General features: G+C 64.9%; 23 protein-coding genes and 1 tRNA gene. 19 read left to right on the forward strand and 5 right to left on the reverse strand.

Annotation, left to right across the window (positions count from 1 at the left end; genetic code table 11):
• Positions 1-89: 89 nt before the first annotated feature.
• Positions 90-1355: a Glu/Leu/Phe/Val dehydrogenase gene (locus tag WHT83_RS03705; RefSeq protein WP_108606243.1), complete on the reverse strand. Its 1266-nt coding sequence runs from the start codon at positions 1353-1355 to the stop codon at positions 90-92.
• A gap of 346 nt (positions 1356-1701) precedes the next feature.
• Here WHT83_RS03705 and WHT83_RS03710 point away from each other — a divergent pair, with 346 nt between their 5' ends.
• The 7 genes from WHT83_RS03710 (at position 1702) to WHT83_RS03740 (ending at position 8556) form a co-directional block, all read left to right on the forward strand.
• Positions 1702-2760 carry a dipeptidase gene (locus WHT83_RS03710; protein ID WP_406872997.1) on the forward strand — a complete coding sequence of 353 codons (1059 nt, stop codon included), beginning with the start codon at positions 1702-1704 and terminating at the stop codon, positions 2758-2760.
• Positions 2761-2797: 37 nt separating this feature from the next.
• Positions 2798-4435, forward strand: a complete 1638-nt coding sequence (locus WHT83_RS03715; protein WP_183263498.1) for an ABC transporter substrate-binding protein — start codon at positions 2798-2800, stop codon at positions 4433-4435.
• A gap of 27 nt (positions 4436-4462) precedes the next feature.
• Complete coding sequence (locus WHT83_RS03720; protein WP_406873923.1) at positions 4463-5521, forward strand: ABC transporter permease; 1059 nt, start codon at positions 4463-4465, stop codon at positions 5519-5521.
• Complete coding sequence (nikC, locus tag WHT83_RS03725) at positions 5518-6435, forward strand: nickel transporter permease (protein ID WP_108606241.1); 918 nt, start codon at positions 5518-5520, stop codon at positions 6433-6435. The genes WHT83_RS03720 and nikC overlap by 4 nt, the downstream gene beginning before the upstream one ends.
• Positions 6432-7265 (forward strand): ABC transporter ATP-binding protein, encoded by an 834-nt coding sequence (locus tag WHT83_RS03730; RefSeq protein WP_406872998.1) that lies wholly within the window; start codon positions 6432-6434, stop codon positions 7263-7265. The genes nikC and WHT83_RS03730 overlap by 4 nt, the downstream gene beginning before the upstream one ends.
• A complete protein-coding gene (locus WHT83_RS03735; protein WP_406872999.1) occupies positions 7262-8011 on the forward strand; it encodes an ABC transporter ATP-binding protein in 750 nt (249 codons plus the stop codon). Before WHT83_RS03730 ends, WHT83_RS03735 begins: the two co-directional genes overlap by 4 nt.
• A 104-nt stretch (positions 8012-8115) precedes the next feature.
• A complete protein-coding gene (locus tag WHT83_RS03740; protein ID WP_406873000.1) occupies positions 8116-8556 on the forward strand; it encodes an RbsD/FucU family protein in 441 nt (146 codons plus the stop codon).
• Between the two features lie 278 nt (positions 8557-8834).
• Here the strand turns inward: WHT83_RS03740 and WHT83_RS03745 are convergent, their stop codons facing one another.
• A complete protein-coding gene (locus tag WHT83_RS03745) occupies positions 8835-9617 on the reverse strand; it encodes an IclR family transcriptional regulator (RefSeq protein ID WP_406873001.1) in 783 nt (260 codons plus the stop codon).
• A 120-nt stretch (positions 9618-9737) separates the two neighbouring features.
• Here WHT83_RS03745 and WHT83_RS03750 point away from each other — a divergent pair, with 120 nt between their 5' ends.
• From WHT83_RS03750 to WHT83_RS03785, 8 genes are all read left to right on the forward strand, one after another.
• Positions 9738-10487 carry an SDR family oxidoreductase gene (locus WHT83_RS03750; RefSeq protein ID WP_318763270.1) on the forward strand — a complete coding sequence of 250 codons (750 nt, stop codon included), beginning with the start codon at positions 9738-9740 and terminating at the stop codon, positions 10485-10487.
• A gap of 14 nt (positions 10488-10501) precedes the next feature.
• Positions 10502-11386, forward strand: coding sequence for an amidohydrolase family protein (locus tag WHT83_RS03755; RefSeq protein WP_406873002.1), 885 nt, complete (start codon positions 10502-10504; stop codon positions 11384-11386).
• A complete protein-coding gene (locus WHT83_RS03760; protein ID WP_406873003.1) occupies positions 11383-12927 on the forward strand; it encodes a sugar ABC transporter ATP-binding protein in 1545 nt (514 codons plus the stop codon). The genes WHT83_RS03755 and WHT83_RS03760 overlap by 4 nt, the downstream gene beginning before the upstream one ends.
• Complete coding sequence (locus WHT83_RS03765) at positions 12924-13922, forward strand: ABC transporter permease (RefSeq protein WP_406873004.1); 999 nt, start codon at positions 12924-12926, stop codon at positions 13920-13922. The genes WHT83_RS03760 and WHT83_RS03765 overlap by 4 nt, the downstream gene beginning before the upstream one ends.
• Positions 13923-14023: 101 nt before the next feature.
• Entirely contained in the window at positions 14024-14971 is a 948-nt protein-coding gene (locus WHT83_RS03770; RefSeq protein ID WP_406873005.1) for an ABC transporter substrate-binding protein, read from the forward strand.
• A gap of 64 nt (positions 14972-15035) precedes the next feature.
• Positions 15036-15890: a fumarylacetoacetate hydrolase family protein gene (locus tag WHT83_RS03775; RefSeq protein ID WP_108606232.1), complete on the forward strand. Its 855-nt coding sequence runs from the start codon at positions 15036-15038 to the stop codon at positions 15888-15890.
• A gap of 123 nt (positions 15891-16013) precedes the next feature.
• Positions 16014-17291 carry an L-fuconate dehydratase gene (locus WHT83_RS03780; protein WP_183263391.1) on the forward strand — a complete coding sequence of 426 codons (1278 nt, stop codon included), beginning with the start codon at positions 16014-16016 and terminating at the stop codon, positions 17289-17291.
• An 11-nt stretch (positions 17292-17302) separates the two neighbouring features.
• Entirely contained in the window at positions 17303-18079 is a 777-nt protein-coding gene (locus WHT83_RS03785) for an SDR family oxidoreductase (RefSeq protein ID WP_406873006.1), read from the forward strand.
• A 135-nt stretch (positions 18080-18214) separates the two neighbouring features.
• Here the strand turns inward: WHT83_RS03785 and WHT83_RS03790 are convergent.
• Both WHT83_RS03790 and WHT83_RS03795 read right to left on the reverse strand, forming a co-directional pair.
• Positions 18215-18289: transfer RNA gene (locus tag WHT83_RS03790), tRNA-Gly, on the reverse strand.
• Positions 18280-18504, reverse strand: coding sequence for a hypothetical protein (locus WHT83_RS03795; protein WP_318763201.1), 225 nt, complete (start codon positions 18502-18504; stop codon positions 18280-18282). The genes WHT83_RS03790 and WHT83_RS03795 overlap by 10 nt, the downstream gene beginning before the upstream one ends.
• On the opposite strand from WHT83_RS03795, the gene WHT83_RS03800 reads away from it, so the two are divergent.
• From WHT83_RS03800 to WHT83_RS03815, 4 genes are all read left to right on the forward strand, one after another.
• The gene (locus WHT83_RS03800) at positions 18503-19015 is read left to right on the forward strand and encodes a prolyl-tRNA synthetase associated domain-containing protein (RefSeq protein WP_406873007.1); all 513 of its coding nucleotides are present in this window, start codon (positions 18503-18505) and stop codon (positions 19013-19015) included. The genes WHT83_RS03795 and WHT83_RS03800 overlap by 2 nt on opposite strands.
• A gap of 73 nt (positions 19016-19088) precedes the next feature.
• Positions 19089-20057 carry a thioredoxin gene (gene trxA, locus WHT83_RS03805; protein WP_318763199.1) on the forward strand — a complete coding sequence of 323 codons (969 nt, stop codon included), beginning with the start codon at positions 19089-19091 and terminating at the stop codon, positions 20055-20057.
• Positions 20058-20128: 71 nt separating this feature from the next.
• Positions 20129-20800 carry an LON peptidase substrate-binding domain-containing protein gene (locus WHT83_RS03810; RefSeq protein ID WP_108606227.1) on the forward strand — a complete coding sequence of 224 codons (672 nt, stop codon included), beginning with the start codon at positions 20129-20131 and terminating at the stop codon, positions 20798-20800.
• A gap of 22 nt (positions 20801-20822) precedes the next feature.
• On the forward strand, positions 20823-21047 hold the full coding sequence (locus tag WHT83_RS03815) for a Trm112 family protein (protein WP_108606226.1): 225 nt from the start codon (positions 20823-20825) through the stop codon (positions 21045-21047).
• Between the two features lie 25 nt (positions 21048-21072).
• Here the strand turns inward: WHT83_RS03815 and WHT83_RS03820 are convergent, their stop codons facing one another.
• The gene (locus WHT83_RS03820; RefSeq protein ID WP_406873924.1) at positions 21073-24417 is read right to left on the reverse strand and encodes an error-prone DNA polymerase; all 3345 of its coding nucleotides are present in this window, start codon (positions 24415-24417) and stop codon (positions 21073-21075) included.

Raw genomic sequence — 24417 nt, forward strand, 5'->3', positions numbered from 1 at the left:
GCGCCGGGCGCCCCAATGGACGCAGGAAAGGCGCGCCCCAAGTCACTGCTGCGCCGCCGGACCGTTTCGATCCGGCGGCGCTGTTTGGCTCAGCTTGCGAAGTAGTTCTGCGTGCCGTGCGCTTCGATCGCCTCGGCGAGGCGTGCGAGCGCATGGACATAGGCCGCGGTGCGCACCGAGACATCCTTGGCCTTGGCGACATCCCAAATGGCGCGGCCCTCGCGCTCCATGATGATGCGCAGGCGGTCGTGGATCTCCTCGATCGGCCAATAGTAGCCCTGCCGGTTCTGCACCCACTCGAAGTAGGAGACGGTGACGCCGCCGGCATTGGCCAGGATGTCGGGCAGCACGACGATGCCCTTCTTCTCCAGCACCTCGTCGGCTTCCGACGTGACCGGGCCGTTGGCGAGTTCGAGCACGATGCGGGCCTTGACGATGTCTGCGTTGTCGATGCGGATCATGTTCTCCAGCGCCGACGGCACCAGGATATCGCAATTGACGCCGACCAGCGCATTGCCGTCGAGCAGCTCGTGCCCACCCTCTCCGGCCGTCGAGGTGACCGAACGGCCATTGTCCTTGGCGGCCAGCAGGCGGCCGAGGTCGAGCCCGTTGGCGGCCTGGACGGCGCCTTCCGAGTCGGAAACGGCAACGATCGTGTGGCCATCGGCGGCAAGCAGGCGCGCAATGTGCTGGCCGGCGTTGCCGAAACCCTGGACGGCGATGCGCAGGTTGCCCTTCAGACCGAGTTCGTCTGCGAGATGGCGGACCAGATAGTAGCCGCCACGCGCGGTGGCGTCGCCGCGGCCGAGCGAACCGCCCAGCGCCAGCGGCTTGCCGGTGATGACGGCGGGCGACGCCTGGCCGACGATCTGCGAATACTCATCGGCCATCCAGCCCATGATCATCGAGTTGGTGTAGACGTCGGGCGCGGGAATGTCGCGGTCCGGCCCGATGATGCTGGCGAAGGCCTGGATGTAGGCGCGAGAGAGGCGCTCCAGTTCCGCCTTCGAAAGCTTGCGCGGGTCGACCTGTACGGCACCCTTGCCGCCGCCATAGGGCAGGTTCATCACGGCGCATTTGAACGTCATCCAGAAGGCCAGCATCTCGACTTCGTCGGCCGTCGATTCAGGATGGAAACGGATGCCGCCCTTGGTCGGGCCGCGCGTGTCGTCGTAGCGGCAGCGCCATGCCAGGAAGGATTTGCGCGAGCCGTCGTCCATGCGGATCATCAGGCGGGCTTTGGTGGTCTCGCGGGCAAATTTCAGTTTCTCGATCACATCGGCGTCGACGGTCAGGTGTTTTGCCGCCTCGTCGAGGCGCACGAGAGCATGATCGAGAAGACTGCCTTCTGACATATGTAAATTTCCTGTCGTGATAAACGGATTTGCAGTTCGGAGAGCGGCGGATAGCCGCTGGCAGCCCGACTGCCCAAATTTTTGCCAGATTTCAATGCCGAACAAGGTCGCAGACCTGCCGCAAGGTCAGGCCTGAACTTCGTCTGTGCCTGCAATGGCGGCAAATTGCCTCGTTTTAGCGCCGAAACACATAAGCCTGCGACGAATGGTCCAGCGCGAACTTCCTTTTGGTCCTGGCGGCACCTTACGAAGCGGAACTGCGGGATGAGCGCAAAAGCGCATGCCGTCGGCAGATTGACTCGGCCTGCCGTGCGTCCTTCAACTGCCTCCCTGACAGGAGTGCATGATGCAGGCAGTTTTCGACGGTCACAACGATGTGCTGTTCCGGTTGTGGACCAACGCCGCCAAGGGTGCTGACCCGGTGGCCGAATTCATCGAAGGCACCAGGCAGGGCCATATCGACATGCCGCGCGCCAGGAAAGGTGGCCTCGCCGGCGGCCTCTGCGCCATCTACATCACCTCCGGCGACATTGGCGACGACGCCCGCGACGGCAACGGCCACTACGCCATTCCGCTCTCGGCCCCGCTTGAACGCGCACCGTCGCTCGACATCGCCCTCGACATGGCGTCGATCGCCTTCCGGATCGAGCGTGCCGGCGGCTGGAAGATTTGCCGCAACGGCGCCGACATCGATGCCGCCGAGGCCGAAGGCAAGTTTGCCGCAGTGCTGCACATGGAAGGCTGCGAGCCGATCGACGCCGATCTCGCCGCGCTCGAGGTCTTCTACGCCGCCGGCCTGCGTTCGCTCGGCCCGGTGTGGAGCCGCAACACCATCTTCGGCCACGGCGTGCCCTTCGCCTTCCCGTCGAGCCCCGACACCGGCCCCGGCCTGACTGAAGCCGGCAAAAGACTGGTCCGCGAGTGCAACCGCATCGGCATCGCCATCGATCTCGCCCACATCACCGAAAAGGGTTTCTGGGATGTGGCCAGGCTCTCCGACAAGCCGCTGATCGTCAGCCATTCCAACGCCCATGCCCTCACGCCGATCAGCCGCAACCTGACCGACAAGCAGCTTGCCGCCGTCAGGGAAAGCAACGGCCTCGTCGGGCTCAACTTCGCCGTCACCATGCTGCGCGAGGATGGCGCCAAGAGCGCCGACACCCCGCTCTCGGACATGGTCCGGCACATCGACTACATGGTCGAGCATGTCGGCATCGACGGCGTGGCGCTGGGATCCGACTTCGACGGCGCCACGATCCCGGCCGAGATCGGCGACGCCGCCGGGCTTCAGAAGCTCGTTGCGGCCCTCCGGAACGCTGGATATGGTGACGCCGATCTGGCGAAAATCTGCCGCGACAACTGGCTGAGGGTCTTGCGCTCGGCCTGGCACGAAGCGGCAGCCTAACAACAAATAATTCGTCAACTTGGGGAACTGAAAAATGATGCTTGGTAAAATGAACGGACAATTCCGTCTGCTGCTTGCAGGCGCAGCCCTTTCGGCGATGGTCTTTGCGGCACCCGCGCTTGCGGTGACGCCGGCCGACACGCTGGTCCAGGCCTGGGCCATCGACGACACCATCACGCTCGACCCGGCCGAATCCTTCGAGCTCAGCCCGGCCGAATTCCTCGGCAACGCCTATGACATGCTGGTGCGCCTCGACATCAACGACACCACCAAGGTGCGCCCCGGCGTCGCCGAAAGCTGGACCGTTTCCGACGACGGCCTGACCTATACCTTCAAGCTCAAGCCCGGCCTGAAGTTCGCCTCCGGCAACCCGATCACCGCCGCCGACGTCGCCTGGTCGTTCGAGCGCGTCGTCAAGCTCGACAAGAGCCCGGCATTCATCCTCACCCAGTTCGGCCTGACTAAGGACAACGTCGCCGAGAAGGCCAAGGCCGCCGACGACAGCACCTTCGTCTTCACCGTCGACAAGTCCTATGCGCCGTCCTTCGTGCTCAACTGCCTCACCGCCACCGTCGGCGCGGTGATGGACAGCAAGCTGGTGCTAGAGCATGTCGCCCCGGTCACGCCGACCGACGACTACAAGTTCGACAACGACTTCGGCAATGGCTGGCTCAAGACCGGCTATGCCGGCTCGGGACCGTTCAAGATCCGCGACTGGCGTGCCAACGAGATCCTCGTGCTCGAGCGCAACGACAACTACTATGGCGACAAGCCGGCACTGGCCCGCGTCATCTATCGCCACGTCAAGGAAAGCGCCACCCAGCGCCTGATGCTCGAAGCCGGCGACATCGATGTCGCCCGCAACCTTGAGCCGGGCGACCTCGAAGCGGTTTCGAAGAACGCCGAGCTGACCACCACCAGCGCGCCCAAGGGCACGGTCTATTACATCAGCCTCAACCAGAAGAACGAGAACCTGGCCAAGCCGGAAGTGCGCCAGGCGCTCAAGTACCTGGTCGACTACGACGCCATCGGCGCCACGCTGATCAAGGGCATCGGCGAAATCCGCCAGACCTACCAGGCCAAGGGCGTGCTCGGCGCGCTCGACTCGAACCCGTTCACCTTCGACCCCGCCAAGGCCAAGGAACTGCTGGAGAAGGCAGGCCTGAAGGACGGCTTCTCGGTCACCATGGATGTGCGCAACACCCAGCCTGTCACCGGCATCGCCGAATCGTTCCAGCAGACCGTCGGCCAGGCCGGCGTCAAGGTTGAGATCATCCCCGGCGACGGCAAGCAGACGCTGACCAAGTACCGCGCCCGCAACCACGACATGTATATCGGCCAGTGGGGCATGGACTACTGGGATCCGAACTCCAACGCCGAGACCTTCACCTCCAACCCGAACAACGCCGACGACGGCACTGTGAAGACGCTGGCCTGGCGCAACGCCTGGGACGTGCCGGAGCTGACCGAGAAGACCAAGGCAGCCCTTCTGGAGCGCGACAACGACAAGCGCGCCGCCATGTACAAGGAACTGCAGCAGGCGGCACTGGACACCAGCCCGTTCGTGCTGATCTTCCAGCAGACCGAGGTTGCCGGCCTGCGCGGCAACGTCAAGAACTACAAGCTCGGGCCGAACTTCGATTCGAACTTCGTCGCCCCCGTGACCAAGGAATGATCCAATAGGATCAGACCTTTGAGCAGCATGGAAAACCAGACGCAAGCGAGGCGCGCCAACCGGCGCGCCTCCGCCATGCTCAAGGCGGTCGCCAGTTTCGCGGTGATCGTGGCCACGACCTATCTCGGCCTGCTGGCCGTCACCTTCTTCATCGGCCGCGTCGTGCCCATCGACCCTGTGCTGGCCATCGTCGGCGACCGGGCGCCGGCCCATGTCGTCGAGCGCACGCGCGAGCAAATGGGCTTCAACCTGCCCTACTACCAGCAGTTCTATCTCTATGTGAAAGGCGTGCTGCAGGGCGATTTCGGCACCTCGGTGCTGACCACCAACCCTGTCATGGCCGACATCCGCCGCGTCTTCCCGGCGACGATGGAACTCGCCACCGTCGGCACCATCATCGGCGCCGCCTTCGGCATCCCGCTCGGCGTGCTTGCCGCCGTCAAGCGCGGCAGCCTCGCCGACCAGATCGTGCGCATCATCGGCCTGATCGGCTATTCGGTGCCGATCTTCTGGCTCGGCCTGCTGGCGCTGCTGGTGTTCTATGCCCGCCTCGGCTGGACCGCCGGTCCCGGCCGCATCGACGTGGTGTTCGAATACACCTTCACCCCGATCACCGGCTTCTACCTGCTCGACGCGGTGCTCAACCGCGACTGGGCTGCCTTCAAGGACATCTTCGCCCACATCATCCTGCCGGCCTCGCTGCTCGGCTATTTCTCGCTCGCATACATCAGCCGGATGACACGTTCCTTCATGCTCAACGAGCTCAGCCAGGAATACATCGTCGCCGCACGCGCCAAGGGCCTGTCGGAAACCCGCATCATCTGGGGCCATGCGCTGCGCAACGCCGCCGTGCCGCTGGTCACCGTGATCGCGCTGTCTTATGCCGGCCTGCTCGAAGGCTCGGTGCTGACCGAGACGGTCTTCGCCTGGCCAGGGCTCGGCCTCTACATCACCAACTCGCTGCAGAACGCCGACATGAACGCGGTGCTGGGCGGCACGATCATCATCGGGTCGGTGTTCATCGCGCTCAACCTGTTCTCCGACCTGCTCTATCGCCTGCTCGACCCAAGGACGCGGATCAGATGAGCGACACAGCAATGACCCGCCGCGAATGGCTGCTGACCGACCGGCCGCAATCACGCATGCAGGCGCGGCTCGGCCGCACCTACCTGACCTGGCGCCGCTTCACCGCCAACAAGCTCGCCGTCATCGGCCTCGGCATCATCCTGTTGCTGCTGTTCGTCGCCGCCACAGCACCCCTGCTCGCGCCCCATTCGCCCTATATCGGCGACCTCAGGAATGCCCGCCTGCTGCCGCCCAGTTCCACCTATTGGCTCGGCACCGACGACCAGGGCCGCGACATCCTCTCGCGCCTGATCTACGGCTCGCGCCTGACCTTGCAGGTCATCGTGCTGGTGGCGATCATCGCCGCCCCCATCGGCCTTCTGGTCGGCACCGCCGCAGGCTATGCCGGCGGCTGGATCGATGCGGTGCTGATGCGCATCACCGACATCTTCCTCGCCTTCCCCAAGTTGGTGCTGGCACTGGCCTTTGTCGCCGCCCTCGGGCCCGGCATCGAAAACGCCATCATCGCCATCGCCCTGACATCGTGGCCGCCCTATGCCCGCATCGCCCGCGCCGAAACGCTGACGGTGCGCAACTCCGACTACATCTCGGCGGTCAAGCTGATGGGCGCGTCGCCGATGCGCATCGTGCTGCGCCACATCATGCCGCTGTGCATCTCCTCGCTGATCGTGCGCGTGACGCTCGACATGGCCGGCATCATCCTCACCGCCGCCGGCCTCGGCTTCCTCGGCCTCGGCGCCCAGCCGCCGCTGCCCGAATGGGGTGCCATGATCGCCTCCGGCCGCCGCTTCATCCTCGACCAGTGGTGGGTGGCCGCAGCACCCGGTGCGGCGATCCTCATCGTCAGCCTCGGTTTCAACCTGCTCGGCGACGGCCTGCGCGACGCACTCGATACCCGCAGCGGTGGCCAATGAGCACGCTGCTGCATGTCGACGACCTGCGCGTCTCCTTCCCCACCCGCACCGGCGTGGTCGAAGCGGTGCGCGGCGTCTCCTTCGCGCTCGGCCAAGAGCGGCTCGGCATCGTCGGCGAAAGCGGTTCCGGCAAGTCGCAGACCGGCCGCGCCATCATGGGGCTGACGCCGCAGCAGGCCGAGATCAAGGCCAGGCGGCTCGAATTCAGCGGCATCGACCTTTTGAAGGCGTCGCCGGCCGAACGGCGGGCCTTGCGCGGCAGCCGCATCGCCATGATCCTGCAGGATCCCAAATATTCGCTCGACCCCGTCATGACCATCGGCCGCCAGATCGTCGAGACGCTGCGCACGCATGAGAAGGTCGGCAAGTCGGAGGCGCGCCAGCGCGCGCTCGACATGCTTGCTGCCGTCCAGATCCGCGACCCCAAGCGCGTCTACGACCTCTACCCGCACGAGGTCTCGGGCGGAATGGGCCAGCGCGCCATGATCGCGATGATGCTGATCGCCGGCCCCGAACTCTTGATCGCCGACGAGCCGACCTCGGCGCTCGACGTCACCGTCCAGCTCGACATCTTGCGCATCCTGGACCGGCTGGTGATCGACCGTGGCATGGGGCTGGTCTTCATCTCCCACGATTTGCGCCTGGTCTCGACCTTCTGCGACCGGGTCATCGTCATGTATGCCGGCAAGGTCGTCGAGGAACTCAAGGCCTCCGAATTGTCGCAGGCCAAGCACCCCTACACGCAAGGCCTGCTCAACTGCATGCCCAAGATCGGCGAGAGCCGGCACCCGCTGCCCGTGCTCGACCGCCAGCCGGAGTGGCTGCTGTGACCCCTGCCCTCAAGATAGACAAACTGCGCGTCGTCTATGACGACTTCATCGCGTTGAAGGATGTCAGCCTTAGCGTCGCGCAGGGCGAATCCTTCGGCCTTGTCGGCGAATCCGGTTCCGGCAAGTCAACGCTGCTGCGCGCGGTCGCCGGTCTGGCGCCCGTGACCTCCGGCACCATCGACGTTTCCGGCCAGCGCCTCGGCAAGACCCGCGACAAGGCGTTCTACCGCCAGGTCCAGATGGTGTTCCAGGACCCTTACGGTTCGCTGCATCCGCGCCAGACCGTCGACCGGCTGCTGCTCGAACCGCTCGACATCCACGGCTTCGCCGACACCGAAAAACGCATCCAGCGCGCGCTCGACGAGGTCGGCCTCGGCTCAGGCTTCCGCTTCCGTTATTCGCACCAGCTGTCGGGCGGCCAGCGGCAGCGCGTGGCCATCGCCCGGGCGCTGATCCTAGAACCGTCGATCCTGCTGCTCGACGAGCCGACCTCGGCGCTCGACGCCTCGGTCCAGGCCGAGGTGCTCAACCTGCTCGAACAGGTGCGCCGCGACCGCAAGCTGACCTTCGTCATGGTCAGCCACGACCTCGGCGTCATCACCCATATGTGCGAGCGGCTGATGGTGATGCAGAGCGGCGAGGAGGTCGAGCGGCTGCAGGCCGGCGATCTCGCCACGCGTAACGTGGCCCAGGACTACACGCGCAACCTTCTGATGGCGTCGGAAGGATTCGTGCGCGGCGGCTAGGCAAATTCGGCAAACGCGAAAATGCCCTGACGGCTTGCACGCCGAAGCACTTGCCTGCAATTCTGGATACAGCCAATCCGCAACCCGCATCTCAGGTGACAAAAATGCTCCTTGGCATCGACCCGCTGCTCGGCCCCGACGTGCTCTACGTGCTCCGCGCCATGGGCCATGGCGACGACCTGATCATCGCCGACGCCAACTTCCCGGCCGATGCGATGGCGAGGCAAACGGTGTTCGGCCGCCCGCTGCGCATCGATGGCGACATCGTCAGCGTGATGAAGGCGGTGCTGTCGGTGATGCCCGTCGACACCTTCGTCGACGATGCCTTCGGCCGCATGGAGGTCGTCGGCAAGCCGGACGAGATCCCGGACGTCCAGCGTGAGGTCGGCAAGCTGATCGACGGCACCGGCACGAAGATGGTCGGCATCGAGCGCTTCGCCTTCTACGAACGTGCCAGGAAGGCCTATGCCGTCATCCAGACCCAGGAGCGCCGCTTCTACGCCGACTTCGCCGTCCGCAAGGGCGTGGTGCCGCCGGAGGCGTGAGGCGCTCCGACCAACCTGCCCTCATCCAACTGCGAGTTTGTCGAAGGGTCGGCACCTCTCCTGAAAGGGAACAGCCGCCCCTCATCCCCTACCGGACCTTCTCCCCGTGAACGGGGCGAAGGAAGCCGGCTGCGACGACTACGCCCACTTCCACAACACAGAAGAGGTCAGCGGAAACGTCGACGCCCCCTCTCCCCGCTTGCGGGGAGAGGGCAAGGGTGAGGGGCAGCGCTGAGCTGCCCAATAGAAAGAGTTAGAGCAAAGAGTATTCAGCCCGCCTACGACAGCGACAGCTTCGCCGCGACATCCTTGAGCAACACCAGCGTCTGGTCGATGTCGGCCTGCTTGTCGTCGAGCCTCTGGATGTAGGGGCAGGTCAGCACGGCGATCGCGTAGCCGTCGGGCGACAGGATCGGCACCGAGATATCCTCGATGGCGCGCATCTGCTGGCTTGGCCCGACACGGTGGCCGGCCTCACGATAGGCCTTCAGCACCGGCTCCAGCCTGTCCCGCGCCTCGGCCTGCTTCGTGCCTTCCCAACGCATCGCCAGCTCCGACTGCGCCTGCCCGTCGAGGAAGGCGAGCAGGATATGGCCGGAACTGGTGGTCAAGAGCTCGATATGGGCGCCGATGCGGATGCCGAACTCCCAGTTGCCGGGACAGCTGGCATGCGCGACAACGAGTGCCGCGCCGCCTTCGGGAACGACGAGGTGGCAGGACTGCCCGGCCTCGCTGGCGAAGGCGTCCATCAGCGGCAAGGCGCGCGCCACCAGGCGGCGCACCGGCGGATGGCGATGGGCGAGGATGAACAGCTTCATCGTCAGCGCATAGCGGTCGCCCTCGGGTGAGCGGCTGACATAGTCGCGCGCCACCAGCCGTTCGAGCATGCGGTAGACCTCGCTCGGCCCCCGCCCCATCGCCTTGACGATCTCGGCGCGGGTCAAGCCGCCCGGCTGCTCTGACAGAAGCTCCAATATGTCGAGCCCCTTGTCGAGCGCCGGCGCCCGGTATCGCTCGTCCTTGTCCTGGTCGTTCGCGGCGTTAATGGGCCGTTTTGGCATTGCGCAAATTCCTCCCTCGCCACCGCCTCACATTTCCCCATTGCAAGGTCGGTTCATTTATGAATAGTATGTTCGTATATAGACAGAAGCGCAAGCAGTTTGCTGGGAGGAGCGACGGTTATGCGACTAAGCGGGAAACGCATTTTCATTTCCGCCGCTGCCCAGGGCATCGGCCGCGCCAGCGCGCTGGCCTGCGCCAAAGAGGGCGCCCACGTCGTCGCCACCGACATCAATGACGATGCGCTGAAAGCCCTTTCGGCCGAGAGCACGAACATCGAGACCCATCGTCTCGACGTGCGCGACGGCGCGGCAGTCGCCGCCTTTGCCAGGCAGCAGCCAGCACTCGACGGCCTCTTCAACTGCGCGGGCTTCGTCCACAACGGCACGATCATGGACTGCAGCGACGAGGACTGGGATTTCAGCTTCGACCTCAACGTCAAGAGCATGTACCGCACGACCCGCGCCTTCCTGCCCGGCATGCTGGAGCAGGCGGAAAAGACCGGCGCCGTGTCGATCCTCAACATGGCCTCCATGGCCTCGTCGATCAAAGGCTTCCCCAACCGGCTGCTCTACGGCGCCACCAAGGCGGCGGTGATCGGCTTCACCAAAGGCATGGCCGCCGACTATGTCCGCCGCGGCGTCCGCTGCAACGCGCTCTGCCCCGGAACCGTCGACACGCCCTCGCTGCGCGGCCGCATCGCTGCCGCCGCCGATCCCGTGCAGGCCGAGAAGGATTTCATCGCCCGCCAGCCCATCGGCCGGCTCGCCACCGTCGACGACATCGCGCCGCTGGTCGTCTACCTATTGTCCGACGAATCCCGCTTCGTCACCGGCCAGGCCGTCCTGGTCGACGGCGGCGTCACCATCTAGGCGGAGCGGCGGCCATGATCGAAAGGATCGACGGCCACTGCCACTACTGGACGCTCCAGCGCGGCGATTACGGCTGGCTGACGCCTGGCGCCGCCCACCTCGCCCCGATCTACCGCGACTTCGGTCCGGCCGAGATGCGCCCGCTGGCCGAGGCGGCCGGAATCGCCAGGCGCATCCTCGTCCAGGCAGCCCCCACCGAAGCTGAAACGTTGTTCCTGCTCGACCAGGGCCGCAACGACAAGGCCGTCGCCGGAATCGTCGGCTGGGTCGACCTGTCGTCAGCCGAAAGCGTCGCTTCCCTGGAAAACTTCGCAAAAAATCCTTTGTTCAAGGGCGTGCGGCCGATGCTGCAGGACCTGGAGGACATCGACTGGATCGCCACCCGTCCCAGCGGAAAAGCCGTCGCCGCGCTGAAGCGCCTCGGCCTGCGTTTCGACGCGCTGGTCCTGCCGCAGCACCTGCAGTCGCTCAGGCATTTCGTCGAGACGCATCCCGATCTGCCTGTCGTCATCGACCACGCCGCCAAGCCTGCCTTCGCCGCACCCGCCGACGACCCGCGCCATGCCATGTGGAAGTTCGGCATGGCCGAACTGTCGGGCCACCCGCATCTGTGCTGCAAGCTGTCCGGCCTGCTGACCGAATTGCCGGAGGGGCTGAGGACGACGCCGAAGGCTGCCGCCGAAGCCCTCCGCCCCACCGTCGACAGCCTGCTCACCTGGTTCGGGCCGGACCGCCTGATCTGGGGCTCGGACTGGCCGGTGCTGACGCTGGCCGCTCCCTTCGCCTTCTGGGACGAGGTCACCGAACGCCTGCTCCAGGACCTCGGCCAGTCGCAACGCGCAGCGATCCTCGGCGGCACTGCGGCACGCTTCTACGGCATAGAGGGAGGCCGCGCATGACCGTCCTCGTTGCGATGAAGGACATCGAGAAGTCGTTCCCCGGCGTACGCGCGCTGCACAATGCCCAACTCGACCTGCGCGCGGGCGAGGTCCACGCCCTGATGGGCGAGAACGGCGCCGGCAAGTCGACGATGATGAAGATCCTCGCCGGCATCTACCGCCGCGACGGCGGGGAAATCTTGCTCGACGGCAAGCCGGTCGAGGTCAACTCGCCGCGCCAGGCCCAGGACCTCGGCATCGGCATCATCCATCAGGAACTCAACCTGATGCCGCATCTGACGGCGGCGCAGAACATGTTCATCGGCCGCGAGCCGCGCAAGGCGGCAGGCCTTCTGCTCGACGAGGCCAAGCTCAATGCCGATGCCGCCGAAATCTTCGCAAGCATGCATCTCAAGCTCGACCCGCGCACGTTGGTCGGCGGGCTGACCATCGCCCGCCAGCAGATGGTCGAGATCGCCAAGGCGCTGTCCTACCGCTCGCGCGTGCTGATCATGGACGAGCCGACGGCGGCGCTGAACGACGCCGAGATCAACGAGCTCTTCGCCATCATCGCCAGGCTCAAGGCCGAGGGTGTCGGCATCGTCTACATCTCGCACAAGATGGACGAACTCAAGCGCATCGCCGACCGCGTGACGGTCATGCGTGACGGCGAATATATCGGCACCGTCCCTGCCGCCGACACGCCGGTGGAAAAGATCATCTCGATGATGGTCGGGCGCGCGCTCACCGAGGATCGCCCTGAAGTGCCCGACCATTCGAACGCGGAGGTCGTACTCGAGGTCAGAAGCCTCAATCGCGGCGCGGTCATTCGCGATGTCGGCTTTTCCGTGCGCAAGGGCGAGATCCTCGGCTTTGCCGGCCTGATGGGGGCCGGGCGCACCGAGGTCGCCCGCGCCATATTCGGAGCCGACCGCCGCGACAGCGGCGACATCTTCGTGCACGGCAAGAAGGTCGACATCCGCATGCCGCAGGACGCCGTGCGCGCCGGCATTGGCTACCTCTCCGAGGACCGCAAACATTTCGGCCTCGCCACCGGCATGGACGTGCGCAACAACGTCGTGCTGGCGAGCCTGTCCCGCTTCGCCGGCCCGGGCGGCCTGTTGCGCGAGTCGGCCATGCACGAGGCAGCAAGCCGCTACATCGACCAGCTCGCCATCAAGACCCCGTCCGACCGGCAGGAGGTGCGCCTGCTCTCGGGTGGCAACCAGCAGAAGATCGTCATCGCCAAGTGGCTTTTGCGCGACTGCGAGGTGCTGATCTTCGACGAGCCGACGCGCGGCATCGATGTCGGCGCCAAGAACGAAATCTACAAGCTGTTGAACGCACTGGCCCAGCAGGGCCGCGCCATCATCGTCATCTCGTCCGAACTGCCCGAGATACTGCGGCTCAGCCACCGCATCGCCGTGATGTGCGAGGGCCGGCTGACCGGCATTCTTTCAGACGGCGCAAGCCAGGAAGAGATCATGCATCTCGCCACGCTTCGCGGCGAGGCCGCCAACCACAACAAACAAGATAAGCCGGCAAAGGGAGAGGCCAAATGAGTGCGACCGCATCCACGGCGAACGTCTCGACCGCCTCGCGTTTCTCGGGCGCTCAGCACAGGCTTCTGGCCTTTGCCAGCCTGATTGCGCTGATCGTGGTCTTCAGCCTCGCCTCGCCCAATTTCATGCAGACCTCCAACATCATCGCCATCCTGCAGGCAACGTCGGTCAACGGCGTGCTGGCGATTGCGGCGACGCTTGTCATCATCACCGGCGGCATTGACCTGTCGGTCGGCACGCTGATGACCTTTTGCGCGGTCGTCGCAGGCGTGGTGCTGACCTCATGGGGCATGCCGCTCGGCCTCGGCGTGCTCGCCGCCATCCTGGCCGGCGCGGCAAGCGGCATCGCCTCCGGCACGTTTGTCGCCAAGCTCAAGATCCCGCCCTTCATCGCCACGCTCGGCATGATGCTGATCCTCAAGGGCCTGTCGCTGGTCATCTCGGGCACCCGGCCGATCTACTTCAACAGCACGCCCGGCTTCACCCAGATCTCGCAGGGCTCGCTCATCGGCACCGTCATTCCCGGCCTGCCTATCCCCAACGGCGTGCTGATCCTGTTTCTCGTTGCGATTGCGACGAGCTTCATCCTCGAGCGCACCATCCTCGGGCGGTTTACCTTTGCACTCGGCTCCAACGAGGAGGCGGTCCGGCTTTCCGGCGTCAACACCGACCGCTGGAAGATCGCCGTCTATGCGCTGTCCGGCGCCATCTGCGGCATCGCCGGGCTGCTGATCGCCTCGCGCCTCAACTCGGCGCAACCGGCGCTCGGCCAGGGCTACGAACTCGACGCCATCGCCGCGGTCGTCATCGGCGGCACCTCGCTCTCCGGCGGCCGTGGCACCATCATCGGTACGCTCATTGGCGCGCTCATCATCTCCGTGCTTGCCAACGGCCTGCGCATCCTTTCGGTCGCCCAGGAATGGCAGACCGTGGTCACCGGCCTCATCATCATTCTCGCCGTCTACACCGACATTCTGCGGCGCCGCGGGCTTTGAGGAAAGCTTGCTTCGCGCAGCGCCGACGTGCTGCGCCAACATCAAGAAGAGGGCGAAAGCGCCCCACGGAAACGATCAACCAACGATCAATTGGAGGAAACATGTTCACTAGACGCACCGTGCTTGGCGCCCTCGGCGCCATGACGATCCTCGGCTACGGCTCGACCATGGCAATGGCCCAGGACAAGATGTACATCCCGCTCATCTCCAAGGGCTTCCAGCACCAGTTCTGGCAGGCCGTGAAGGCAGGTGCCGACAAGGCCGCCGCCGATCTCGGCGTCGAGGTCACCTTCGAAGGTCCGGATTCGGAGTCCCAGGTCGACCGCCAGATCGACATGCTGGCAGCGGCCCTTGCCAAGAAGCCGGCGGCGATCGGCTTCGCCGCCCTCGATAGCCAGGCGGCGATCCCGCTGCTGCAGCAGGCCAAGGATGCCAAGATCCCGGTCGTCGCCTTCGACTCCGGCGTCGACAGCGACATCCCCGTTGCCACCGCCTCGACCAACAACATCGCAGCGGCAGCCCTTGCCGCCGACAAGATGGCCGAACTGATCGGTGGCGAGGGCAAGGTGGCGGTGCTGGTCCACGACCAGACCAGCCGCACTGGCATCGACCGGCGCGACGGCTTCGTCAATCGCATGAAGGAGGCCCATCCGAAGGTCGAGATCGTGTCGATCGAATATGGCGGCGGCGACCATCTCAAGTCGACCGAGATCACCAAGGCCATCCTGCAGGCCAACCCCGACCTGAAGGGCATGTTTGGCGGCAATGAGGGCTCGGCCATCGGCGTCGTCAACGGCGCCAAGGAACTCGGCCGCAAGCTGGTGATCATCGGCTACGATTCCGGTGCCCAGCAGAAGCAGGCGATCCGCGACGGCGAAATGGCCGGCGCCATCACCCAGAACCCGGTCGGCATCGGCTACAAGACCGTCGAAGCGGCCGTGAAGGCGGCCAAGGGCGAAGCGGTCGAGAAGAACATCGACACCGGTTTCTATTACTACGACAAGTCGAACATCGACCAGCCCGACATCGCAGCCGTTCTGTACGACTGACCACGATCCCGACATCTCCGGAGGCGGTTCGCCGCCTCCGGCTTTCTCAACCAGGGTGACTTCAATGAAACTGCTCCGTTACGGCCCCAAGGGCAACGAAAAGCCCGGCATCCTCGACACGTCCGGCCGCGTCCGCGATCTCTCCGGCATCGTCGACGACATCGCCGGCGAGGTGCTTGCGCCCGAAGGCCTTGCCCGACTTCGCAGCATCGACCCCGAGACCTTGCCGCTGGTCGCCGGCACGCCGCAGCAGGACCTGCGCCTCGGCGCCTGTGTCGGCCGCATCGGCAAGTTCATCTGCATCGGCCTCAACTATGCCGACCACGCCGCCGAAACCGGCGCCGCCATCCCGGCCGAACCCATCGTCTTCAACAAGTGGACCTCGGCCATCGTCGGACCCGACGACGACGTCGAGATCCCCCGCGGCTCGCTCAAGACCGACTGGGAGGTCGAGCTCGGCGTCGTCATCGGCAAGCCCGGCCGCTACATCGACGAGGCCGACGCCATGAGCCACGTCGCCGGTTATTGCGTCGTCAACGACGTCTCCGAGCGCGAATACCAGATCGAGCGCGGCGGCACCTGGGACAAGGGCAAGGGCTGCGACACCTTCGGCCCGACCGGCCCCTGGATGGTGACCGCCGACGAGATCGCCGATCCGCAGAACCTCAAGATGTGGCTCGACGTCGACGACAAGCGCTTCCAGGACGGGTCGACCAGGACCATGATCTTTTCGGTACGGCAGGTCGTCGCCTATCTCAGCCGCTTCATGAGCCTGCAGGCCGGCGATGTGATTTCCACCGGCACCCCGCCCGGCGTCGGCCTCGGCCAGAAGCCGCCCGTCTATCTCAAGGCCGGCCAGACGATGTCGCTCGGCATCGAAGGCCTCGGCACCCAGAGGCAGCGCGTCGTCGCCGCCTGAACCCATTGGTGCGAGACGACGTCTCCTTGAGCCGCCATCTCGCCCCGAGCTCTCGTTTTAGTCGCCTGATCTTGTCCGAAAAGTCTGCAACTTTTCGGGATCATGCTGTGAGGACCCCAGACCATGACCAGAATCATCGACATGCGGGTGCTCGACCTGCGCTTCCCGACTTCGCAGCATCTCGACGGTTCCGACGCGATGAACCCGGACCCCGACTATTCGGCGGCCTATGTCATCCTGAAGACCGACGCATCAGGCATCGAGGGGCATGGCCTGACCTTCACCATCGGCCGCGGCAACGAGATCTGCTGCGCGGCGATCGAGGCGATGCGCCACCTGGTCGTCGGCCTGGACATGGACAAGGTCACATCAGACATGGGCGCCTTCTGGCGCCATGTCACCTCCGACAGCCAGCTGCGCTGGATCGGGCCCGACAAGGGCGCGATCCATCTGGCCACCGGCGCGGTCGTCAACGCCGTCTGGGATATATGGGCCAAGATGGTGGGCAAGCCGGTGTGGAAGCTGGTCGCCGAGATGTCGCCCGAAGAGCTCGTGCGCTGCATCGACTTCCGCTACATCACCGACTGCATCACGCCTGACGAAGCGCTCGCCATGCTGCGCGACAAGGCACCCGGCAAGGCCGAGCGTATCGCCACGCTCGAGCGCGAGGGCTATCCCTGCTACACCACCTCAGCCGGCTGGCTCGGCTATGGCGACGAGAAGCTGCGCCGGCTCTGCCAGGAGGCGGTCGACGCCGGCTTCAACCACGTCAAGCTCAAGGTCGGCCGCGACAAGGCCGACGACATCCGCCGCCTGCGCATCGCCCGCGAGGTGCTCGGCCCCGACCGCCAGCTGATGATCGACGCCAATCAGGTCTGGGAAGTCGGCCAGGCCATCGACTGGGTGCGCGACCTCGCTTTCGCCAAGCCGTGGTTCATCGAGGAGCCGACCAATCCCGACGACGTCGAGGGCCACCGCAAGATCCGCGAGGGCGTGGCGCCGGTGCAAGTCGCCACCGGCGAGATGTGCCAGAACCGCATCATGTTCAAGCAGTTCATCATGCGCGGCGCAATCGACGTGGTGCAGATCGACTCCTGCCGCCTCGGCGGCGTCAACGAGATTCTCGCCGTGCTGCTGATGGCGGCCAAATACAATCTGCTCGTCTGCCCGCATGCCGGCGGCGTCGGCCTCTGCGAATATGTCCAGCACCTGTCGATGATCGACTATGTCTGCATCGCCGGAACCCGCGAGGGCCGCGTGGTCGAATATGTCGACCACCTGCACGAGCATTTCAAGGAACCCTGCGTGGTGCGCAATGCCGCCTACATGCCCCCCAGCGCGCCCGGCTTCTCCATCGAGATGAAGCCGGCGACGCTCGAAGATTTTCAGTTCCGCGGCTGAGGGAGACCAAAATGGACCTGGGGCTGAAGGACAAGGTGGTGATCGTCACCGGCGGCGGCGCCGGCATCGGCGGTGCGGTCACACTCGGCCTCGCGGCAGAGGGTGCAGTCCCCGTCGTCTTCGGACGCAGCCCGCTGGCCGACGACTTCGCGGCGAAGCTGAAGGTTGCCTCACCGCGTGCAAAATTCATCCAGGTCGAACTGATGCACGACCCGGAGATCGGTGCGGCGGTCGCTGAAGTGGCAAAGGCCTTCGGCCGTATCGACGGGCTGGTCAACAATGCCGGCATCAACGACGGCATCGGCCTCGAAGCTGGCCCCAACGCCTTTCGCGAGTCGCTGGAGCGCAACCTGATCCACTATTACACGACCGCGCACCACTGCCTGCCGTGGTTGAAGAAATCGCGCGGCGCCATCGTCAACGTCTCGTCCAAGACGGCACTCACCGGCCAGGGCAGCACCAGCGGCTACACCGCCGCCAAGGGTGCGCAACTGTCGCTGACGCGCGAATGGGCGGCAGCGCTGCGCAGGGACGGCATCCGCGTCAACGCGGTCATCCCGGCCGAGGTGATGACGCCGCTCTACGAGAAGTGGCTGAAGACCTTCGACGATCCCGAAGCGCGCCTGGAAGAAATCACCCGCCGGATCCCGTTGGGACAGCGCATGACGACGGCGGAGGAAATCGCCGACACGGTGATCTTCCTGCTCTCAGACAAGGCGAGCCACACCACTGGGCAATGGTTGTTCGTCGACGGCGGCTACACCCATCTCGACCGCGCGCTGGACTGAAATCCCGCACGGCACCGCGCCATCGTTGCCGGCACTTCGGAACCTCGATTGCTAAGTGCAGCTTCGAACGGGCTTTCTTCAAAGCCCAGAAACGACGAAGGCCGCGGAGAACCGCGGCCTTTTTCGTGGGATATTTGGAGCGGGTGAAGCGATTCGAACGCTCGACCCCAACCTTGGCAAGGTTGTGCTCTACCCCTGAGCTACACCCGCTCGCCGCGGCTCGTCACCGCAACGGCGCCTATATGGCCGATGCTCGCGGCGAATGCAACAGGCAAATCGCGATCTTTTTTCAGCTCTTCCTCCGCACCCCGGCAAAGCCCGGATTTCCGCGAATGAACGCCTGGGGAAGCGGTGGCCGGGCTTGTCTTGGCGCCGGGCTTTGCCCATAAACCCTGCAATCGAACAATTTTGACGAAGGCGGCCATGACCGGCGCGACGAATCCTAGGACCAAGGCCGACCTGCTCGCTTTCCTCGACACGCTCGGCATCGCCGTCCGGACACACGAGCACCCGCCGCTCTACACCGTCGCCGATTCGCAGGCGCTGCGTGGAACGATTCCCGGCGGCCACACCAAGAACCTGTTCCTCAAGGACAAGAAAGACAGCTTCTTCCTCGTTACCGTCGATGAAGAAGCCAGCGTCGACCTCAAGCAGATCCATCACCTGATCGGCGCGTCGAGCCGTGTCTCCTTCGGCAAGCCGGAGGCGCTGATGGAGCTCCTCGGCGTCGCCCCGGGCGCAGTGACCGTCTTCGGGCTGATCAACGACACGTCGGGCAGGGTCAGGCTGGTGCTCGACAGCGCCCTGATGGAAAACGCCGTGATTAACGCCCACCCGCTGACCAATGAGGCGACAACCTCGATCGCGGCCGCCGACCTGTTGCATTTCGTCAAGGCAACCGGCCACGATCCTGTTATCTTGAAAGTCACCGGCTGATCGCCACATGGTGGCCTGACAGCGGCGCGGTCGGGTGGCCGATGGGCACAGAATACACAGCGGAAGAACCAGTATGAGCAACGAGAACAACCCCTTCGGCGGCATGAGCAGCCAGTATGCCACGAACGTACAGTTTGGCGGCGCCCCCGCCGGCGGTGCTGCACCGGCGGCCGATCTGATCAAGGACACCACGACCGCTGCCTTCAGCGCCGACGTCATCCAGGAATCGCGCAACCAGCCGGTGCTGGTCGACTTCTGGGCGCCATGGTGCGGCCCGTGCAAGCAGCTGACGCCGGTGATCGAGCGCGTCGTCCAGGCTGCGGGCGGCCGCGTCAAGCTCGTCAAGATGAACATCGACGATCATCCCGCGATTGCCGGTCAGCTCGGCATCCAGTCGATCCCGGCGGTCATCGCTTTTAAGGACGGCCAGCCGGTGGACGGCTTCATGGGCGCCGTGCCCGAGAGCCAGATCCGCGACTTCATCGACAAGGTCGCCGGCAAGAATGGCGGCCAGCCGCAGATCGCCGAAGCGCTTGCCGCCGCCACCGAGGCGCGCGACGCAGGCGACCTGCAGACCGCGGTGCAGATCTATGACGCCGTGCTCGAGCAGGCCCCCGACAACCTCGATGCCATCGCGGCGCTTGCCGATATCCTCTTCGAGGCCGGCGACGTTGCCGGTGCAAACGAGGTGCTGGCGCGTGCGCCCGAAGGCAAGCAGGATGCGCCGGCACTGGCTTCCGTGCGTGCCCGAATCGCGCTTGCGGAGGAGGCCGCCGCCCTCGGCGATTCCGCCGAGCTGGAGCGGCGGCTGGCGCAGAACCCCGGGGATCACCAGGCGCGCTTCGATCTCGCCATGATCCAGAATGCAAACGGGCAGCGCACCGAGGCGGCCGACAGCCTGCTCGCCATCGTCAAGGCCGACCGAACCTGGAACGACGACGGCGCAAGGGCACAGCTGCTCAAGCTGTTCGAGGCCTGGGGCTTCACCGACGAGGTGACGCTGGCGACGCGGCGCAAGCTGTCGTCGCTGCTGTTTTCGTAACGGTTTGTCGCAGGCGCCCTTGCGCTCGACCGTTACGGCCCCAGATGAAGGGGTAGCCAGCTGAGGACCAGATGCAGGCAGGAAACGCGCATTACAGGCTCGACACCGATCTGCCAACGACGCTGGCGGTGTTCCCGCTGACGGCGGCGCTGCTCCTGCCAGGCGGTCGCATGCCGCTCAACATCTTCGAGCCGCGCTATCTGCAGATGATCGACGACGCCATCGCCGGATCGCGGCTGATCGGCATGATCCAGCCGTCGCTCGACGGCACGCTGCGTCCCGACGGCGAACCGGCCCTGTGCCCGGTCGGCTGCATCGGCCGCATCACCTCTCTCGCCGAGACCGGCGACGGCCGTTACCTGATTTCGCTGCAGGGCGTCTGCCGGTTCCGGGTCAGCCAGGAACTGGCGGTGAAGACGCCATTCAGGCAATGCAAGATCACCTGCTTTGGCGCCGACCTCGGCGAGGACAAGGCCGGCGCGGATGTCGACCGGCCGGCGCTGCTCAAGGCATTCCGCACCTATCTCCAGGCCAACGAACTCGAGGCCGACTGGGAGAGCGTCAGCCGCGCCGACAATGCCATCCTGGTCAACGCGCTGTCGATGATGGCGCCATACGGGGCCGCCGAAAAGCAGGCGCTGCTCGAAGCGCCCGATCTCAAGACCCGCGCCGAGACGCTGATCGCGATCACCGAAATGGCGCTGGCGCGCGAAAACGAAGATTTCGGGTCGAGCCTGCAATAGGCGGGGCAACCAGGAGGCTGGAATGGTTGAGGCCAACAAGCGCGACATCGACGTGAAGCTGCTCGAACTGCTGGCTTGTCCGCTGACCAAGGGACCGCTGAAGTGGGATGCCGAGCGCGGCGAACTGGTGTCCAGGCTCGCCCGCCTCGCCTACCCTATTCGTGACGGCATCCCCGTGATGCTGCCCTCAGAGGCGCGGCAGATTCCGGACGAGGCAGCGCCGAAAGGCGCTCCGTCCTTGGACTGAATTTAAGCTTCCTTCCAAGCCTCCTTCATTGAAAGTTTCGTCCCTTAGGCATCACGCTGCTGGCCGTGCGGACAAGCCGGTCGTAGCTCTGCACGACACGCGGGTCCTTTGCCGCCTTCTCGGCAGCGCTTTGCCTGGGCTCCATCACAGAGGGGAGCACAGCCTTGTCGTCGGCCGATGCCTGGAGTTCCTCCGACATGGCCGCCAGCCAGTGTGTCAGGTCCTCCATCTTGTCGGCAACGATATGGATGACGCCCGACTCCGTCTGCAGCTTGCCGCTGACGCGAATGAATTTCGATCCCATGATGACGTGCCGGAAACAGTCGAAGACCCGCGCCCAGACAATGACATTGGCGATCGAATGCTCGTCCTCCAGCGTGAGGAAGATGGCATTGCCCTTGCCCGGTCGCTGGCGGACCAGAACCAGTCCGGCAACGGACACGCGCCGCCCGTCGGGCACGTCGCCGAGCCGGGCATTCGGCGTGATGCCGGCACGGTCGAGGTGATGCCTGAGAAAGGCGACCGGATGCGCCTTCAGCGAAAGACCGAGCGAGCGGTAGTCGTGGATGACATGCTCGCCGAGCGGCATGGCGGGCAGATACATCTGCGGTTCGTTATCGGACAAATGAACTTCCGGCTGGTCGAACAGCGGCAGCCTTTCGGCGGCACTCTTGCCGTCGAGCGCGCGCACCGCCCATAGCGCCTCGCGGCGGTCGAGACCGATCGAGCGGAACGCGTCGGCCTGGGCGAGCAGCTCGATCTCGCCGACATCGAGCCCCGAGCGCAGCCAGACATCGCGCACCGAGGCATAGCCCTTGCCACGCCGTTCGACGAAGGCGTTCATCTTCTTGTCGCCAAGCCCCTTGATCTGGCGGAAGCCGAGCCGGACGGCGTGGCTGGTCTTGATGACATCCCGCATTTCGGCGTGGCGGGCACGGATACGCCTGGGATCGAAGCCCGAACGCTCAAGCGTGCAGTCCCATTCGGAGCGGTTGATGTCGACGGCACGAATCTCGACGCCATGGTCCTCGGCGTCGCGGACCAGTTGCGCCGGCCGGTAAAAGCCCATCGGCTGCGAGTTCAGGATCGCGGCACAGAAAACGTCGGGATAATAGGCCTTGAACCAGCAGGAGGCGTAGACGAGCAGCGCGAAGGCCGCAGCATGGCTTTCGGGAAAGCCGTATTCGCCAAAGCCCTCGATCTGCTTGAAGCAGCGTTCGGCGAAGTCGCGCTCATACCCACGCGTAACCATGCCCTCGATCATCTTGTCGCGATGATTGCCGATAGTGCCGGTGCGTTTGAAAGTGGCCATGGCGCGCCTGAGCTTGTCGGCCTCGCCGGGGCTGAAGCCGCCGGCGACGATGGCGATCTTCATCGCCTGCTCCTGGAACAGCGGCACGCCCAGGGTCTTGCCCAGGATGTCCTCGAGTTCCTTCTTGGGAAAATCGACCTTTTCCTTCTTTTGGCGGCGCCTGAGATAGGGATGCACCATGTCGCCCTGGATCGGGCCGGGCCGAACGATCGCGACCTCGATGACGAGATCGTAGAATTCGCGCGGCCTGAGCCGTGGCAGCATCGACATCTGCGCCCGGCTCTCGATCTGGAACACGCCCAGCGTGTCGGCCCGACAGATCATGTCATAGACCCTTTGGTCTTCAGCCGGCAGCGTCGCCAGCTCAAGCGGACGGCCATGGGGATCGCGTTCGTCGTAATGCGCCTCAAGCAGGTTGAAGGCCTTGCGCAGGCAGGTCAGCATGCCGAGCGCCAGGATATCGACCTTCAATATGCCGACGGCATCGAGGTCGTCCTTGTCCCACTCGACCATCTTGCGCTCGTCCATCGCCGTCTTGACGATCGGCACGATCTCGTCGAGCCGGTCGCGGGTGATGACGAAGCCGCCGACATGCTGTGACAGATGACGCGGAAAGCCCATGATGCCGTTGGCATGTTCGATCACATGCCTGGTCAGCGGGTCGACCTTGTCGAGTCCCCCAGCCGCCGTTTCCTTCTCGCCAAGCTCGGACGAATACCAACCCCAGATCGACCCCGACAAAGCCCCCCTGACGTCGTCGGACATGCCCATCGCCTTGGCGACTTCACGCAGTGCCGAGCGGCCGCGATAAGTGACGACGGAAGCCGCGAGTGCGGTACGCTTGGCGCTGTATTTTTCGTAGATGAACTCGATCACCTCACTGCGCCGCTCATGCTCGAAGTCGACGTCGATATCCGGCGGCTCGCCACGTTCCACCGAGATGAAGCGCTCGAAAAGCACGTCGACGATATCCGGTCCGACATCGGTGATGCCGATGCAGAAACAGATGACCGAATTGGCCGCCGAGCCGCGCCCCTGGCAAAGGATGCCCTTCGAGCGCGCGAATTGGACGATGTCGTGCACGGTGAGGAAATAGCGGGCATAGTTGAGTTCCTCGACGATGCCGAGCTCATGCCGGATGATCCCCTGCACCTTCTCCGGAACACCATCCGGATAGCGCCTTTTCGCCCCTTCCCAGGTCAGTCTTTCCAGTTCCGCCTGCGGTTCGAGGCCCGATTCCGTCGGCTCGTCGGGGTAGTTGTATTTGAGTTCACCCAGCGAAAAATGCAGGCTTGCGGCAAAGCGCAGCGTCTCGGCCAAAGCCTCCGGATGCCGCCTAAAAAGCCGGCTCATATCGGCAGGGCCCTTCAGATGGCGCTCGGCATTCGCCTTCAGTTCGAACCCGACCTCAGTGACCGGCGCGTTGAGGCGGATCGCCGTCAGCACGTCCTGGAGCGGGCGCTGGCCCGGCATATGGTAGAGCACGTCATTGGTCGCCATCAGCGGCACGCCTGCCATCGCAGCCATGGCGGCGGCCTGCTCGATCCTGAAGCGGTCGTTGCCGCCGAAATTCGGCGCGACCGCCAACCACAAGGAGGCGCTGAAACGCGCCTTGAGACTGCGTAGAAGCGCGACATCATCTTCCGTGACAGCCGCGACATCGGGCAGAATGGCAAGCGACAGCAGATCGCCCCACTCGAAAAGGTCGTCCCGGTAGAGGAGCGGCGCGCCCTTTTCGCTTTCATCCCGGGCATTGGCCTGGGTCAGCATGCGGCAGAGATGCCCCCAGCCCTTGCGATCCCTAGGGTAGGCGAGCATGTCGGGCGTACCATCAGCAAAGACCAGGCGGCAGCCCGGGTGGTAGGCAAGCCCTTCCGTCTCGGCCATCTTCCAGGCGCGCACGGTGCCGGCCACCGTATTGCAATCGGCAAGGCCGATGGCCGAAAGCCCCAGAAACTTTGCCGCGATCACCAGCTCTTCCGGCGCGGAGGCGCCGCGCAGAAACGAGAAATTCGACTGGATGCCGAATTCGGCATAGCCGATCGGGGCAGCGGCCAT

Origin of the sequence: Aminobacter sp. P9b (genome assembly GCF_045345995.1) — a bacterium.
Classification (GTDB): Bacteria; Pseudomonadota; Alphaproteobacteria; order Rhizobiales; family Rhizobiaceae; genus Aminobacter; species Aminobacter niigataensis.

Coding starts and splice junctions, on each gene's coding strand:
- WHT83_RS03775 (WP_108606232.1), top strand. CDS start 15,036: ATGAAACTGCTCCGTTACGGCCCCAAGGGCAACGAAAAGCCCGGCATC.
- WHT83_RS03715 (WP_183263498.1), top strand. CDS start 2,798: ATGCTTGGTAAAATGAACGGACAATTCCGTCTGCTGCTTGCAGGCGCA.
- WHT83_RS03745 (WP_406873001.1), bottom strand. CDS start 9,617: ATGCCAAAACGGCCCATTAACGCCGCGAACGACCAGGACAAGGACGAG.
- nikC (WP_108606241.1), top strand. CDS start 5,518: ATGAGCGACACAGCAATGACCCGCCGCGAATGGCTGCTGACCGACCGG.
- WHT83_RS03720 (WP_406873923.1), top strand. CDS start 4,463: ATGGAAAACCAGACGCAAGCGAGGCGCGCCAACCGGCGCGCCTCCGCC.
- WHT83_RS03810 (WP_108606227.1), top strand. CDS start 20,129: ATGCAGGCAGGAAACGCGCATTACAGGCTCGACACCGATCTGCCAACG.
- WHT83_RS03760 (WP_406873003.1), top strand. CDS start 11,383: ATGACCGTCCTCGTTGCGATGAAGGACATCGAGAAGTCGTTCCCCGGC.
- WHT83_RS03800 (WP_406873007.1), top strand. CDS start 18,503: ATGACCGGCGCGACGAATCCTAGGACCAAGGCCGACCTGCTCGCTTTC.
- WHT83_RS03815 (WP_108606226.1), top strand. CDS start 20,823: ATGGTTGAGGCCAACAAGCGCGACATCGACGTGAAGCTGCTCGAACTG.
- WHT83_RS03705 (WP_108606243.1), bottom strand. CDS start 1,355: ATGTCAGAAGGCAGTCTTCTCGATCATGCTCTCGTGCGCCTCGACGAG.
- WHT83_RS03710 (WP_406872997.1), top strand. CDS start 1,702: ATGCAGGCAGTTTTCGACGGTCACAACGATGTGCTGTTCCGGTTGTGG.
- trxA (WP_318763199.1), top strand. CDS start 19,089: ATGAGCAACGAGAACAACCCCTTCGGCGGCATGAGCAGCCAGTATGCC.
- WHT83_RS03780 (WP_183263391.1), top strand. CDS start 16,014: ATGACCAGAATCATCGACATGCGGGTGCTCGACCTGCGCTTCCCGACT.
- WHT83_RS03740 (WP_406873000.1), top strand. CDS start 8,116: ATGCTCCTTGGCATCGACCCGCTGCTCGGCCCCGACGTGCTCTACGTG.
- WHT83_RS03820 (WP_406873924.1), bottom strand. CDS start 24,417: ATGGCCGCTGCCCCGATCGGCTATGCCGAATTCGGCATCCAGTCGAAT.
- WHT83_RS03785 (WP_406873006.1), top strand. CDS start 17,303: ATGGACCTGGGGCTGAAGGACAAGGTGGTGATCGTCACCGGCGGCGGC.
- WHT83_RS03755 (WP_406873002.1), top strand. CDS start 10,502: ATGATCGAAAGGATCGACGGCCACTGCCACTACTGGACGCTCCAGCGC.
- WHT83_RS03730 (WP_406872998.1), top strand. CDS start 6,432: ATGAGCACGCTGCTGCATGTCGACGACCTGCGCGTCTCCTTCCCCACC.
- WHT83_RS03750 (WP_318763270.1), top strand. CDS start 9,738: ATGCGACTAAGCGGGAAACGCATTTTCATTTCCGCCGCTGCCCAGGGC.
- WHT83_RS03770 (WP_406873005.1), top strand. CDS start 14,024: ATGTTCACTAGACGCACCGTGCTTGGCGCCCTCGGCGCCATGACGATC.
- WHT83_RS03795 (WP_318763201.1), bottom strand. CDS start 18,504: ATGGCCGCCTTCGTCAAAATTGTTCGATTGCAGGGTTTATGGGCAAAG.
- WHT83_RS03765 (WP_406873004.1), top strand. CDS start 12,924: ATGAGTGCGACCGCATCCACGGCGAACGTCTCGACCGCCTCGCGTTTC.